Here is a 14,686-nt window from a genome sequence, read left to right on the forward strand (position 1 = left end):
CGGAATGGGCAGGATCGGGGGCGGGCTCACCCCGCTTGCGACCGTCTATCGGGTGACGAGTCCTGTTCGGTAGGCGATGACGACCAGTTGCGCGCGGTCGCGGGCACCGAGTTTGACCATGGCGTGGCTGACGTGGGTGCGGGCGGTGGCCGGGCTGAGGAACAGTTCGGCGCCGATCTCGTCATTGCTCATACCCTGCCCCACCAGCGCCAGGACCTCACGCTCCCGTTCGGTGAGGACCGCGAGCCGATGTTCGGCGGCCTTGTCCGCCGTCCGTTGTGCGGTGAACTGAGCGATGAGGCGGCGGGTGATGCGCGGTGCGAGCAGGGCGTCTCCCGCGGCGACCACGCGGATGCCGTGCAGGAGTTCGGCGGGGCCGCAGTCTTTGAGCAGGAAGCCGCTGGCGCCGGCTTGCAGTCCTTCGAATACGTAGGCATCGGTGTCGTAGGTGGTCAGGATGAGGATGCGAACATCGCGTAAGCCGTTCGTGGTGGCGATCTCCCGGGTGGCCTGGATGCCGTCCATCTTCGGCATGCGAATGTCCATGAGTACGACATCCGGGCGCAGAGCGCAGGCTTTGTCCACGGCTTCGGCGCCGGTGGTGGCTTCCCCGACAACCGTGATGTCGTCCTCGATATCCAGCAGGAGCCGGAAGCCGGACCGCACCAGCTGCTCATCGTCGACGAGCAGGATCTTGATCGGAGTATCGCCGTTCGATGCGCCTGTCGTGGCGTTCATACGTTCGCCCGTCCGGTCGGGGCCAAGGGCAGCCGGGCGGTGACCGCGAAGCCTCCGCGGGGGAGCCGACCCGCGTCGAGGTCTCCGCCCAAGAGCTGACAACGCTCACGCATACCGAGGATGCCGCGACCACCTGTGTCTGGATCGGCGAGCCCACCGTTCGCACGACCCTCCTCCGTGGGGTGAACTGCCCCATCGGTTTTCGAACCCGGCTGCCTGCCCTCGTCGGTCACCTGGACTTCGACGGTGTCGGCGCCGTAGTTCAGCGCGACCGTGACCCGGGTCGGCCCGACGTGGCGAATCACATTGGTGATCGATTCCTGCACGATTCGGTATACGGCGTTGCCGACCACATTCGGTACCGGCGCAGGCGGTGCGGTCGTCTCGAAGTCGACGTCGAGCCCGGCCTCGCGCGCCATGGCGCAGAGGTCGTCGAGCTGCGCGAGGCCGGGGGGCGGGACGCGGCCGCCGTTGTCGTCGCGGAGGACTCCGAGGATGGCCCGCATCTCCGCCAGTGCCCGAGAACTGGTCTGCTCGATGGCCTTCAAGGTCTCGCCTGCTTTTTCCGGTCGCTTGTCGAGCACGTGTGCGGTGACACCGGATTGGACGTTGATGATGGCGATGGCGTGTGCGACGGTGTCGTGGACCTCGCGTGCGATCCTGAGCCGTTCCGCGTCGACCCGGGCGCGAGCTTCTTCCTCACGATTTCGTTCAGCCAGCTCGGCACGCTCGAGCGCTTGTGCCGCAATGAATTTCCGCGAGCGGACACTCTCACCGAGGGCGGCACTCATGACCGATGCACCGATCCGGAAATACACCCAGCCGATGGCGGCTGGAGGCTCGATATCGGTGGCGGCGATCAGCCAGACCGCGGTCAAGGCGGCAATCCCGACACCGGCCACTACCAGCGAGCCACGCCCGTCGCCACGGGCGGTGAGGGTATAGAGGGCCACGAACAAGCCCAGCCATCCAGGCCCGTCAGGGAAATCGAGGGCATAGTAGGCCGCACTGGCGAGCGCGGTCATCGCGAACACCGCGACTGGCCAGCGGCGGCGGACGGCCAGGACCGCGCCCGGAGCAATCAACAGGATGTAACCGAGATATCCGAAATCGGAAAGTGGGCGCAGCACAGCTTCGGGCTGCCCGCTGTTGCGGACAACGGTGCCCTGGACCTGCATCACGGTGATGAAAGCCGCCAGCAGCACGTCTTGTGTCCATGCAGGCAGGCGGAACAGTGTGACGCGATCCTGCATGGAGCGATCATAGAGTTCCCGGCTCGCCGAACAACTCCGACCGGTTGCGCGGCCGTCTACGCCGAGAAGCGCGTATCCGCGCGAGCTACCTACGTCGAACAACGTATCCATTGCCGCCGTCTGACCGACGACGCACCGGCGTCGAGACGCGACGATCGTTTGCGTCCATTCAACGACGGAGACCTCCACGAATAACGCAGCCAGGTCCACGTCGTTCGACCGAAAGGATCCGCAATGTCGCTCCTCGATCTGTCTGCCGCACCGGTGGCCGCCCACATCTGGGTTGTCGCCGCCGGTTACGAACTCGGCGTCGGACGCACCGTACCCAGCGTGGCAGCCGTACTCGGGCTGGTCAGCGCCATCACGGGCGGGCTGGCACTGGCCCGATCCCGTCGCCGCGGAACCGGGCAAGTCCAGATCATCGGGGCCCTGGTGCTCGGACCGATCAGCGCGATCGTCGGCGGGATACACGGGGCCAACGCCGCCGGTGGCCTCGGCACCGGCAACGGACTCGCCGGCGCCATCTTCGCCGTGGCACTGGGACTGACCGGCACAGTCCTCGGCGGGTTGGCTCTGGCTCGCTCCCGTCGGACCGACCATAGTGCCGAGTCGATGCCCACCTCGTGAATGCCGCCGCCAGAACCGGTTCGACAAGCCTTGCATCCGACCAGAGCCAATCCCAATCGCTTGGCGATTCCGGTGAAATCCTGGATTTGGGTCATCGCCCCGGCCGGAATGCGAACGGGCACTTGATGATCGGACTTTGTTGCGGGTGCACTGAACTTGGACCGGAGTCGAGCGAAGCAGACGGAATCCGAGTACACGTCGTCATTGACTCTGGCCTACTGAACAGACCTACGACCGGCGATTCGAGGTCAACTCATAGGTTGACGACCACAGAGTGAGTTGGGCGAGACCGAGATCGGCGAATACGTTCGCCGCAACTACACCGTATCCGACAGAACGTGAGGGTAGGTACGCATGTGAGTCGAATGGCGGCAGCGCCGAGGGCGACGGCTTATCGAACGCGGCGGGCGCGCAGGCGTTTTCCGGGACGACCAGCCCGTGTCCTGGTTGGTCGCGGTCTACCACAGCGTTGTGCACGGCGCGGCCGCCGCGGGGCACCTCGCCGATAGCGATGCGACCGTGCTCATAACGACCACACCGCTGGCCGTCTACCCGCCACCGAATTGATCCGAGTGTGAGCCGTCAGTGACCGAACACACCGCGTAACCCGATGCTCGGGACTTCGCCGCCCAGTGGGAGGCCGGGGGTACCGGCCTCCCACCGTGGTTACCGCCGCGCGGCCGGCGTCGGCGGTAACCGATGTCGGCCGGTGGATTCGGATGGGCGGCCTGTCGATTCCCGCACCACGCTCGCTGCCTGTGCGGCTTGTCGATGGCGAACCACGTGTGGTTTCGAATCCTGTTGCGCCACACTGCATTTGCCAGCTGGGCTGTGGTCCAGCCGGTGTAGCGCGCATGCCGCGACAATCCCGATGAGCGTGAGTCCGACCCACACCGCCCAATCGACGCCTGCCGCGCGGGCGGCACCCATCACAGCGCCGGTGGCCAGATTGCCGACCAGGATGCCGACGCCGACCACGGTGTTGTAGAAGCCGTAGTGGGTCGCCACCAACTTTCCGCCGGACAGCGATACGACCGTGTCCATCTCGAACGGGAACACCGCGGCCGTGCCGACCGCGAGCAGCGTCGCCGCCAGCAACAGGACCACGGCCGCGGCGGCTACACCGAATCGACCCGGACCGGGCACCACCGCCAACGGCAGGAACGACACCGCCAGCACACCCATGCCGACAACCAGGCTGCGGCCGGTCCCCCACCGAGCACGGAACCACGCGGTAATGCGCAGCTGCCCGGCAACCGCAACGGCACCGGACACCACGAACATCGCCGAGGTCAGCGTGTCCGCGCGGGCACCGGCGATGAATTCGGCCTGCAGCGGCAACGCGAGATAGACCTGGAACGACAGCACATAGGAACCGATCGTCGCCACCGCGAACGCGACGAAACGCCGGTTGCCGAAAACTGTGCGCCAATCCTCCAGCACGGAGGTTCGCTCCCCGGTCTGCTCGCCTCGACGGGTCGGCAACGCGAACAACTGCGCCACCGTCAACCCGGCGAAGACCACCGCCGCCGCACCGGCCGTGACCCGGAAATCGAGCGCCATCAATGCCAATCCGACCAGCGGACCGGCGAGAATACCCGCTTGATAGAAGATGTTGAACACGGCGAACGCCTCTACCCGACGCTCGCCCGTATCGGCGGCGAGGTACGCGCGGACCGCCGGATTGAACAGCGCACCCGCGAAACCCGTTGCCGCCGAGGCGATCAGCAATCCCGGTAACGAGGTCGCGAACACCAGCAGTGCGAAACCTGCTGTGCGCAAAAGACATCCAGCGACGACCAGCGGCTTGTAGCCCAGGCGGTCGGCCAATGTACCACCGACCAGGAACATGCCCTGCTGCGAGAAATTGCGCACGCCGAGCACGAGCCCGACCGCCCACGCCGCCAGGCCCAACGGGCCCGCCAGATATCCGGCCAGATACGGCATCAGCATGTAGAACCCGAGATTGATGCCGAACTGGTTGACCATCAGCAACCGAGCGGCGAGATCGAAGCTGCGGAACTTCGCGATTACCGTCACGTCACCGGCCCCCCGTCCCGCACCGGATTTCGTGGATCGACAACGGTTGCACAGCGGGTCCAGGAACGCACCACCCGCTGCGCCGGGTGGCTGATGGTATCGGGCTCGACCGGTGGCGCGGCATCCAACAGCCCGTGCTCCTCGCAGTACGCGTCGTTGTAGACGGTGTCGAAATATCGGTGTGGACCGTCCGGGAAGACAGCTGCGATGCGGGTGCCCGCGTCATGTGTGCGCGCGGCCCATCCCGACACCAGCGCGACCGCACCGACACTCCACCCACCGCTGGCATGATGGGTCGCGGCCAGCGTGCGGCAGGCCCACACCGATTCCGACGGCGCGACCCAATGCACTTCGTCGAATGCTGCGTAGTCGACGTTCGACGGATGGATGCTCGACCCGAGCCCGCGCATCAGACGCGGACCCGCAGGTTGACCGAAAATGGTGGAGGACACCGTGTCAACGCCGATCAGCTTCAAGTCCGGGTTGAACGCGCGCAGCACCCGCGCAACCCCGGCCGAATGCCCACCGGTCCCGACCGCGCAGACGAGCACATCGATCCGGCCGAGCTGCTGGACCAATTCCAGCGCAAGGGATTCATAGCCGATGACATTGTCGGGATTGCTGTACTGATCCGGGCACCACGCATCCGGCTCGCGATCGAGCAGCTCCGCGACCCGGTCGCGGCGGGCCAGCTGCCAGCCCCCGGTCGGATGCGGCTCCGATACCGCGTCCACCTGCGCACCGTATGCGGTGAGCATTCGCGCGACGATGGGCTCGAGGCCCGGGTCGGTCACCACGGTGACCGGATGCCGATAGAGCATTCCGGCCAGCGCCAACCCGAGACCGAGTGTGCCGCTGGTGGATTCGATGATGCGCGCACCCGGCGCCAGATCACCACGTTGCTCGGCACGGCGCACCATGTGCAGTGCGGGCCGGTCTTTCATCCCGCCGGGATTGAATCCTTCGAGCTTGGCCCAGAATCCGCGATCCGCGGGCGCCAGCGGCGCGCCGACCCACAACACCGGGGTGTTGCCCACCAACGCTTGTGGTTCTCGGGCCGCCATCGGTGCGGTGACCAGAGCCAGCGGGGGTGCCTCGACGTGCTGCTCTAGCACGATCTTGTCCATGACTGTCGCTTCCTGTATCGAATCCGCCCCGTGGGCGGTGAAGACGTGAGCGGGAAACGAACACCGGCCGACGACAGCAAGCGACGGCCTGGCGCTGACCGATCAGCGTCGAGCGATACAGAGATGCGTCAGAATGAGGCGACCGCGAGCGGCGGGCACGCGGATGACCGGCGGGCCCCGCACGGTCAGACCGGCCGGGGTCGCCGCGGCAACAGCCACGAGCGCCGCCACCAGGGCCAACGCGAGCAACAGCAGGACCGGAGCCTGCCCACCCCCGCTGGGCAGAACCGACTTCAGCACACAATGCCCGGCGTGTGGCGAACAGGCACACATGGGCGGATGGATGGCCGGGACGGAATGGTCCGCGTGCAGGTCGATCGAAAGCGGAATGACCGATCCCACCGCGGCGTGACCAGCCGGACCGGCATGCGTGTGGGAATACTCTCCCGCCAGCGCACAGTCGAACATCGGCGCTACGAGCAGCACCGCCGCGAACAGTACGAGCGCAGAGCTACCATGCCGCAACCGACCGATGATACTCACAATGGCACCAGTGTAGCGACGGATTCCGAACGGACGTCGCCGCCGCACGACAGCGACGCGGGGGCGAGCATATGGCTCGACGACCCATGCGAGCAACCGCGATACAGCGGTCCGAATACGCCCCGTGACGGTACGCCACGAGACGGCAGAGCTGGCGCTGCGACTCGACGGCGGCAATCCGTCCGACTCATCTGCGCAGCCTCCCACCAACGAAACAACTTGACCACGAACGACTTTGGGACATCGAACCTCGACATCTCCAAGATACGTGATCGACATCCTGCGGCCACAATCTACTATCTCCGTACGTAGCCAGTGGATTTATGTGATCAGATCCACGATCGCACGGAGCGCCACGCCGTTGAACTCGCCGCGCCGCCACTACTTCGCACGCTACCCAGACAAGTCGTTCCCGCGACCACTCCCTTCGGCGCCTCCCCAGCCGACGGGTCTTGCTCAGCGAGATCGGCCGGGTATGCGACGGCCGTCACACTGCAGGCTCGATTCGACAGCCCGCAGCCGCGGGTTGCGGATAGTTCGTAAAGGAAGGAGCCGCGGCCACGGTTCGAATCGGCGTATTGGCACCTTATGTCGACGGTCTCATCACCTCAGGTGGATTTCTCCGCGATTTCGCCGGCACGCTGGAGGACTGCGGCGTCGAATCGTTGTGGACCGTCGAGCATGTGGCGGTAGCCGAAAGTTACGAACCGCTGTATCCGTATTCGGACGACGGACGAATGCCCGGTCCTGAAACCGGAGTTGTCCCGATGACCGATCCGCTCGAGACCATCGCCTTCGCCGCGGGTTGCACGACCACGCTGCGGTTCGGCACCGCAATGGTCGTCGCGCCCCTGCACAGCCCGGTGGTGCTGGCGAAACGGGCCGCGACCATCGACCTGCACACCGACGGCCGGCTGTTGCTCGGATTGGGAATCGGTTGGCAGAAAGAGGAATACGCCGCCGTCGGTGTGCCCTATCGCGCGCGGGGCGCTCGCCTGGACGACTGCATCGGCGCGATGCGGACCCTGTGGGCCAACGCTCCGGCGAGTTTCCACGGTACCCACGTGTCCTTCGACGGACTGCATTGTGTTCCGCAACCGGCCAGCGACGCCATCCCAATCGTGTTGGGCGGCAATAGCGAACCTGCCGTGCAGCGCGCGGCTCGACTCGCGGACGGTTGGTTCCCCTACACCATCGGTCCCGAGGACTTCGCGCTGCGAGCCGACCTGATCCGCGCGACCGCCGACGCTGTCGGAAGGGCGTCGGATGCGGTCGAATTCACCGCTTGGCCGGGCTCGTGTGACATGACACGCGAGTTCGACCCGGACTTCATCCGGCCATATGTGACAGCGGGCGCTTCCCGGCTGGTGATCAACCCACCCTTGTTCGGCCCGGAATCGTTACTCGGCCCCCGCGGCCTGGACGGCCTGCGCGACTACCTCGCCCGCTATCAAGACACGCTGGAGAAACTGTGAAACCCCTGATCGACGTCGTCAATGTACTCGATGAAATAACCCTCCCAGCAGACCACGCCGATTCATGGCTGCAACGCTGGCATACCGACTACCTACCTGACGCGCACGACCAGCGTGGCATGCGCGTCGTGCGCGTATGGCGCTTCTACCCATCACCCGACACCGTCTCGATCCACATTCTGTGGGAGCTCGACGGCGGCTACGCCTTCTACGGTATGCGCAGCGCGGCCGGCGCCGATCCGGAGGTGAACCGATTCTGGGTCGAGTCCGACGCCATCGCCGTCACCCGCGACCGCCGCATGCTGCAACCACTGGAGGTGAACTGATGACCCGCTGGTTCATTCGTACGCCGGTCGATACCGGTGTCGTGTTACCCGAAGCGGGGACGTCCGCGGTGCGTGCCTGTTCGGCCGGGCCGGATCTGCCCGGCAGCTTCGGCGGATTGGGCATGACGTGGGACCTGACCGCAGATGTCGAGCCATGGCAAGCACTGCCCGGCCTGCCTACATCAGCCGATATCGTGGCGCTGACACCGGTTGCGTCGCAGAAGGTTGCGCTATCGGGGCCGCGAGTCAAACGGACTCTGCTACTGCGGGTCCGACCCGGCACACCCGAGCACATCGTCACGCGGTTCGAAGCGGACCTCACAGCGATGCCCCGACACATCCGCACCATTCACTCGTGGGCACTGAGCAGAACCGACGCCGCTGCGGGCTGGACGCACGCGTGGGAGCAGGAGTTCACCGACACCGACGGTCTCAACGGCGAATACCTGCTGCACCCCTATCACTGGACCTGCATCGATCGCTGGTTCGATCCAGAGATTCCCGACGCTATCGTCGAGCCCGCCATCGCCCACGTCTTCCGCTGGGCCGACGACCCCATCCTCGGGTAGGGCAGGCGCACTTCCCCGACGGGCAATCTGGTCGCTGCGGCCGGCGACATCGGTCAAGGCTGAGCGGGGACCATTGCCCATGGTCATTGTGTGCGAGGGCGAGGGTGTGATCGCTTGCGCAAGCGCCGATTCGCCGGATGCAGCGGCCGGTCGGTCGATGCATACTGGCGGCCGTGCAGTTCGGGATCCTGGGGCAGGTGGAGGTGCGGGGAACCGATGGAACTCCAGTCGCGGTGGGCGGGCCGCAAGTACGGTCGCTGTTGGCGGTTCTGGTGTCGGAAGCCGGGCGGGTGGTGTCTCGGGATCGGTTGATCGACGACCTATATGGGCAGGAGCCGCCTGGTGATGCCGGGCATGCGCTGCAGTCCCAAGTGTCGCGGTTGCGGCGCGCGCTACGCGCCGCGGGAGCCGATGGTCTCGTGGAGTCCTCGGCGGCGGGCTACCGGCTCGCGGTCGATCCGGAGCTGGTGGATATGCATCGGTTCCTTCGCCTCACCGAGCAGGGGCGAACCGCGTTGCGTGACCGAGATTCCGCTGCCGCTGTCGCGCTGCTGGACCAGGCCGCGGGGGTGTGGCGCGGCGCGGCGCTGGCTGACGTACGCGACGCGCCGTTTGCCGCCGCTATGGTCTCCCGCCTCACCGAGGCGTGGCTGGCAGCCCAAGAGGATCGTGCCGAAGCCGCGCTGGCGCTGGGTGATCACCGGGCGGTGGTCGCAACGCTGCCGGAACTCGTTGCCGCACATCCGCTTCGGGAGCGAGTCCGGGCGCTGCTGATGCGCGGGCTCTACGCCTGCGGGCGGCAGGCGGAGGCGCTGGAGCTGTTCGAGCAGGGGCGGCAACTGCTCGCCGACGAACTGGGCGCCGACCCCTCGGCGGAGCTGACGCAGGCGCACTTGACGATCCTGCGTGCGGACACCGTCGTCGCTGCCGCGGTACGTCGCCTACCCGCCCAGCTCACCAGTTTCGTCGGCCGAGACGACGAGCTGGCGCAGGTCGCGTCGTTGCTTGCCCGGGCCCGCCTGGTGACGCTCACCGGTCCGGGCGGTACCGGTAAGACCCGGTTGGCGATGGAAGCCGGCGCTCGGGTTCGGGGCGAAGTTTGTTTCGTGGATTTGTCACCGTTGGTGGACGGCGCACAGGTGGCGCCGGAGATTGCGGTGACGCTCGGTGGCCGCGCGACCGGCGACCACGAGGATGCCGAAGTCCGGGTGCGCGCCATGCTCGCCGACCGGTCGCAGTTGATCATTCTCGACAACTGCGAGCATCTGGTGCTCGATGCAGCCCGGCTGGTGCACCGGCTGTTGCGTGACTGTCCGGGCTTGCGGGTGCTGGCGACGAGCCGGGAAGCCTTGCGTATCACCGGCGAGACCGTGCTCGCGGTCGGGCAGCTGCCGGTCGCGGCCGCGGAGGCGGCCCTGGCCGACCAACTCGGCTGCACCGCGGTCCGCCTGTTCGCCGATCGTGCCGCTGCCGCGCGGCCGGGATTCGCCGTCGACGCGGGCACGATCGCGGCCGTGCGGCGCATTTGCGAGCGGCTGGACGGGCTGCCGTTGGCACTGGAACTCGCCGCCGCCCGGCTGCGCACTCTCGACGTCGGCGAGATCGACGCGCGACTCGCCGATCGGTTCCGGCTGTTGGCACGCGGGGATCGCACCGCCGAACCACGACACCGGACACTGCAGGCGGTAGTGGAATGGAGCTGGGAACTGCTGGAACCGTCCGAACGCCTGCTGGCGCGACGCTTCGCCGTCTTCGCGGGCGGGGCGACCGCCGCCATGGTCGCATCCGTTTGCGAGCTCGACGACGCCGACGAACTGTTGGACAGTCTGGCCGATAAATCGCTGGTGGAAGTGCACCAAGGCCGCTACCGGATGCTGGAGACCATCCGGGCCTACGGCTTCGCACGGTTGACCGAGGCCGGCGAGCGCGAACGGTTGCAACGTGCCCTCGCCGTTTTCTCGACCGAACTGGCCGAGCGGGCTGATCCGCTGCTGCGCGGTCCCGAGCAGCTCGACTGGCTGGCGCGGCTGACGGCCGAGCACGACAACGTGCAGGCGGCGCTGCGCTGGGCGGTGAACGTGGATCCCCCACTGGCACAGCGGCTTATCGCCGCCCACGCATGGCACTGGTGGCTGCGCGGTTACTCGGGCGAGGCCGTCGAACTGGCCGGCAGACTACTGCCCGCACTCGACCCGGCGGCGGACGTCGAGGGATACGCATTCTGTGTTGCGGTCGCCGCGCGTGCCAGAACCGGGCCGCCGGTGCCGGTCACTCGGGCTGCCTCGACCCTATCCGGCATCGAAAGACCTTTGCGGCGGCCACATCTGGTTTTCCTGCTGGCAACTGTCGGTGGGCTGCTCGACCTGCCGCCGCAGCGGCAGCATGTGCTCCTCGGGCCTGATCGCTGGTCGCAGTCATTTCTGAGGCTCGGTACCGGACTGCGGCATCTCATGTCCGGTGAGCCGCTGCTGGCCGAGCCCGAACTGCGCTGTGCCCTCGAGGATTTCCGCGCTACCGGCGACCGGTGGGCAATCGCGACCACGCTCGACAAACTCGCCGCGGTCGCCGACTGGCGTGGTGAAGGGCAGGCCGCCCTGGACCTCATCGACGAGGCTATCGTCCTGCAGACTGAGCTGGGCGCCGGCGATGACGCCGCTGACCTGCTCAACCGGCGCGGTGACATTCTCGCCCGCGGGTCTGCCGGTCGTGATGATGCGGGTGCCGCCTACCACCGCGCCGCAGAACTGGCCCGTGCAACAGGCGCAACGGACATGTACGCGAACGCACTACGCGGGCTCGGCGACCTGGCCCGAGTAGCGGGCGACCTGTCCGTCGCCCGGGAGTACTACGACACCGCGATCGCGGTGCCCGGCAACGACACGTTCGGCGCGGCCGAGGCACGGAGCCGCAGCCTCATCGGATCGGGCTGGCTCTGGCTCGCCGAGGCGAATATCGAGCGTGCACTGGCGGCGCACCGCGAGGCGTTCGAACTGGCGCGCGACCGATCTCGGCCGGTGGCCGCGGCAGCGGTGGAGGGCATGGCGGGGATCGCAGTGGCACTCGGTGCGACGGCGCGGGGCGCGCTCTTGCTCGGTGCTGCCGACTCGCTGCGCGGCATGCCCTGGGTGTGTGACGGTGCGGCGGGCGACACCGCCGCAAGATGCCGAGCCGAACTCGGTGAACCGGAGTTCCGCGCCGCCGTCGAGCGGGGCGCCCGATACACGGCCGAGGAGGTCACCGAGTTGCTCGGTGAGTGGTGGTGAGCCGATGGTGAGGGCACGGTGATTGCCGTGCCCGACGCTGTGTGCATGACAACGAGACAGCAGTTCACCAGCAAGACCGTCCTCATCTCCGGCGCCAGCGTCGCCGGGCCGGCGCTCGCCTTCTGGCTCGCCCGCTACGGGTTCACGGTCACCGTCGTCGAACAAGCGCCCACTCTGCGCGAGGGCGGCTACAAGGTCGACATCCGTGGTGTGGCAATGGAAGTCGTCGACAGGATGGGTCTGATGCCGCAAGTCCGCGAAGCGTCTACGGCGATGCGGGGCGGGGCCTGGGTCGACGATGCGGGTAAGGCACTGGCAACGCTCGGCCCCGAACTCATCGGATTGCGCTCGCCCGGCGATGACGAGGTCTTGCGCGGCGATCTCGCCCACATCCTGTTCGACGCCACCAAGAGTGCGGTCGAGTACCTGTTCGGCGACTCGATCACCGGCCTGGTACAGCAGGCCGATGGTGTGACGGTGCGGTTCCGCAACTCCGCGCCACGCGTATTCGATCTGGTGATCGGGGCCGACGGCATGCACTCGGCGGTGCGCAGGCTGACATTCGGGCCGACCGAGCAGTTCGCCCGGCACACCGGCATGGCCGCCTGTGTGATCTCGGTGCCCAACTACCTGAATCTCGACCACTGGGAACTGGTGCATCCCACACCAGGACAGGTGGTGCAGGTGTACAGCACCCAGCGGACCACGGCCAAGGCCCAGTTCATCTTCCAGGCGCCGGAACAACTGCCGGACAGGCGCGACCGCGCCGCCCAGCAACAACTGGTGATCGACGCGTTCGCCGATGCCGGGTGGGAGACACCGAATCTGGTGCGCGCCATACCGGAATCCCCGGACTTCTACTTCGATTCGGTCAGCCAGATCCATCTCGACCGGTGGTCCGATGGCCGCGTCGCGGTCGTCGGAGACGCCGCCTACTGCCCGTCGCCGCTGTCCGGGCAGGGCACGAGCATGGCGCTGGTCGGCGCGTATGTCCTTGCGGGCGAACTGAAAGCGGCGGCCGGTGACCACCTCGTCGCATTCGATCGCTACCAGCGTGTCATGCAGGATTACGTCACCGAGAACCTGACGCTGGGCTGGAACAATGCCACGCAGATGGTGGCGGCGGACCGGCGTGCGATCCGGACCCAGACCACCATGTTGCGCATGCTGCGGCACATGCCGTGGAAGGGCCTGGCCCTGCGCCCGATCATCAAGCCGCTGGAGCGTGCGGCCAATGCCATCCGGCTCGCCGGCTACTGAACCCCTCGTCACCTGCGCTGTTCCCGACTGGCGCCCCGCATCTCCGACTGATTCGTAAGGAGTACCGAAATGAGTATCGCTTCCGGCCCAATTTTCCAGGTGGCGTGGGTTGTCCACGACCTCGACGCGGCCGAACGGGAATTCACCGACAGCTATGGCGTCGACAGGTGGGTCCGTATGCCCCGCATGCATTTCGGCCCGGAGTCGTGCAGTTATCGCGGTGCGCCCGCCGACTACACGATCGACACCTCGCTCGGCTATACCGGCGGACAGCAACTGGAATTGATCGCGCCGGTCTCGGGCACGAATCTGTATACCGAAACGCTTGCGCGGTCCGGCCCCGGACTGCACCATATCGCCTGGGTACCAGATGATTTCGATGCCGCACTGGCAGCGGCGCGAGCATGCGGCACCGAGATCGCCCAGCATTGCACCGTTGCCGGGCTCGGCATGGAATTCGTTTATCTCGACGGAGGCCCGCTCGGCTCGTACGTCGAGTTGCTGCGGCTGCCCGCGGACGCACGCGCGATGTTCGACAGCATGATCCCGTCCGGATACCGGAACCCGTGGTCGCACGGATAGCAGCAGGCGTCGACGGCGAACCGAGCGGGAACGGCGATGATCTTGCGTCGCAGCCCGAACGACCCAGGTTTCACTCCAGGCCGACCCTGACGCCGATACACCGACTGCCGAATCTGTCCGCGGCAGCGTTCGATATCGGTGATGTGGTCAAGTGCCAATCCGTTGTGTCGCAAGGCGTCTATTCGGGATCTGTCCCATAGATCGAGCGGTACTCCTTGGCGAAGGCGCGACTGCCGAGCAGGCGCCAGGCGAGTCTGGCGGCGAACGGCATGTCGGCGAGGAACTTTCGGCGTTCGGCGTGCGGTACCCCTTGCAGGATGAAGCCGAGAAAGACCAACTGCCGGTCCTTGGGCACGGCGGCGCGTCCCCGTTCGCCGAGCGCCGCCCATTCGCGGGCGGTCATGACTCGTCCGACGAGCGGCAGGACGAGTGCCTCCTCCTCGGCCATATGCTCGTCGAGAGCAGCGGCGAGCGACGACAGCGTGGCCACGAGATGCCCGCGCGCCTCAGGATGCGCCGATGCGGCGAATTCCTCGGCCTGCCGGTTCGCGCGGGCGATCAGTTCGGCGATCCGCTCATGCTGTTCCTCCATCCGCAGAATCAGTGCGCCATCGGTCTTCGCCCGCCCGAGCAGCAGTGGCCACATCAGCTCGTCCTCGGCGGTGTGATGGTGATGCAGGCCGGTATCGAGTTCGGTGAGGAACTCGACGATGCGGCCCGCGCGGGCGGTATCGCCGTCGGCGACATCGCCGACGAGGCCGGGCAGCGCGTCGAAATGGCGGCGAAAGGCGTTGTGGACAAGCACCATGTCAGCAGTATCGGGGCGTTCGGTGGTCTGGGTCGTGGTGTGCATGGTTCTCACTGTGTGTCGATCCGCTTGTAG

Annotated in this window: 14 protein-coding genes; 8 read left to right on the forward strand and 6 right to left on the reverse strand. The window is 66.8% G+C overall.

The window, feature by feature from the left end; genetic code table 11:
* Nucleotides 1-45 precede the first annotated feature (45 nt).
* Complete coding sequence (locus ACFYOW_RS25545) at nt 46-738, reverse strand: response regulator (protein ID WP_387291894.1); 693 nt, start codon at nt 736-738, stop codon at nt 46-48.
* Entirely contained in the window at nt 735-1,991 is a 1,257-nt protein-coding gene (locus ACFYOW_RS25550; protein ID WP_387291896.1) for a sensor histidine kinase, read from the reverse strand. Before ACFYOW_RS25550 ends, ACFYOW_RS25545 begins: the two co-directional genes overlap by 4 nt.
* A 234-nt stretch (nt 1,992-2,225) precedes the next feature.
* Here ACFYOW_RS25550 and ACFYOW_RS25555 point away from each other — a divergent pair, with 234 nt between their 5' ends.
* The gene (locus ACFYOW_RS25555; RefSeq protein WP_387291898.1) at nt 2,226-2,618 is read left to right on the forward strand and encodes a DUF6223 family protein; all 393 of its coding nucleotides are present in this window, start codon (nt 2,226-2,228) and stop codon (nt 2,616-2,618) included.
* A gap of 438 nt (nt 2,619-3,056) precedes the next feature.
* Nucleotides 3,057-3,185 (forward strand): hypothetical protein, encoded by a 129-nt coding sequence (locus tag ACFYOW_RS25560; protein WP_387291899.1) that lies wholly within the window; start codon nt 3,057-3,059, stop codon nt 3,183-3,185.
* A gap of 99 nt (nt 3,186-3,284) precedes the next feature.
* Here ACFYOW_RS25560 and ACFYOW_RS25565 read toward each other — a convergent pair whose 3' ends face one another.
* The 3 genes from ACFYOW_RS25565 to ACFYOW_RS25575 all read right to left on the reverse strand — a co-directional run bounded on the left by ACFYOW_RS25565 (nt 3,285) and on the right by ACFYOW_RS25575 (nt 6,328).
* Nucleotides 3,285-4,658, reverse strand: coding sequence for an MFS transporter (locus ACFYOW_RS25565; protein WP_387291901.1), 1,374 nt, complete (start codon nt 4,656-4,658; stop codon nt 3,285-3,287).
* Complete coding sequence (locus tag ACFYOW_RS25570) at nt 4,655-5,785, reverse strand: PLP-dependent cysteine synthase family protein (RefSeq protein ID WP_387291903.1); 1,131 nt, start codon at nt 5,783-5,785, stop codon at nt 4,655-4,657. Before ACFYOW_RS25570 ends, ACFYOW_RS25565 begins: the two co-directional genes overlap by 4 nt.
* Before the next feature lie 102 nt (nt 5,786-5,887).
* Nucleotides 5,888-6,328, reverse strand: coding sequence for a hypothetical protein (locus ACFYOW_RS25575; protein ID WP_387291905.1), 441 nt, complete (start codon nt 6,326-6,328; stop codon nt 5,888-5,890).
* A gap of 578 nt (nt 6,329-6,906) precedes the next feature.
* Here ACFYOW_RS25575 and ACFYOW_RS25580 point away from each other — a divergent pair.
* The 6 genes from ACFYOW_RS25580 (at nt 6,907) to ACFYOW_RS25605 (ending at nt 13,803) form a co-directional block, all read left to right on the forward strand.
* On the forward strand, nt 6,907-7,803 hold the full coding sequence (locus tag ACFYOW_RS25580; RefSeq protein ID WP_387291907.1) for a TIGR03619 family F420-dependent LLM class oxidoreductase: 897 nt from the start codon (nt 6,907-6,909) through the stop codon (nt 7,801-7,803).
* Nucleotides 7,800-8,129, forward strand: coding sequence for a hypothetical protein (locus ACFYOW_RS25585; RefSeq protein ID WP_387291909.1), 330 nt, complete (start codon nt 7,800-7,802; stop codon nt 8,127-8,129). The genes ACFYOW_RS25580 and ACFYOW_RS25585 overlap by 4 nt, the downstream gene beginning before the upstream one ends.
* Complete coding sequence (locus ACFYOW_RS25590) at nt 8,129-8,698, forward strand: Dabb family protein (protein WP_387291911.1); 570 nt, start codon at nt 8,129-8,131, stop codon at nt 8,696-8,698. Before ACFYOW_RS25585 ends, ACFYOW_RS25590 begins: the two co-directional genes overlap by 1 nt.
* A gap of 173 nt (nt 8,699-8,871) precedes the next feature.
* Nucleotides 8,872-11,961 carry a BTAD domain-containing putative transcriptional regulator gene (locus ACFYOW_RS25595; protein ID WP_387291913.1) on the forward strand — a complete coding sequence of 1,030 codons (3,090 nt, stop codon included), beginning with the start codon at nt 8,872-8,874 and terminating at the stop codon, nt 11,959-11,961.
* A 45-nt stretch (nt 11,962-12,006) separates the two neighbouring features.
* Nucleotides 12,007-13,221, forward strand: coding sequence for an FAD-dependent monooxygenase (locus tag ACFYOW_RS25600; protein WP_387291915.1), 1,215 nt, complete (start codon nt 12,007-12,009; stop codon nt 13,219-13,221).
* A 69-nt stretch (nt 13,222-13,290) separates the two neighbouring features.
* Nucleotides 13,291-13,803 (forward strand): VOC family protein, encoded by a 513-nt coding sequence (locus ACFYOW_RS25605; protein ID WP_387291917.1) that lies wholly within the window; start codon nt 13,291-13,293, stop codon nt 13,801-13,803.
* A 178-nt stretch (nt 13,804-13,981) separates the two neighbouring features.
* Here ACFYOW_RS25605 and ACFYOW_RS25610 read toward each other — a convergent pair whose 3' ends face one another.
* Nucleotides 13,982-14,656, reverse strand: coding sequence for a hemerythrin domain-containing protein (locus tag ACFYOW_RS25610; RefSeq protein WP_387291919.1), 675 nt, complete (start codon nt 14,654-14,656; stop codon nt 13,982-13,984).
* Nucleotides 14,657-14,686: the final 30 nt, after the last annotated feature.

This window comes from Nocardia sp. NPDC006982 (assembly GCF_042869435.1).
Taxonomy (GTDB): Bacteria; Actinomycetota; Actinomycetes; order Mycobacteriales; family Mycobacteriaceae; genus Nocardia.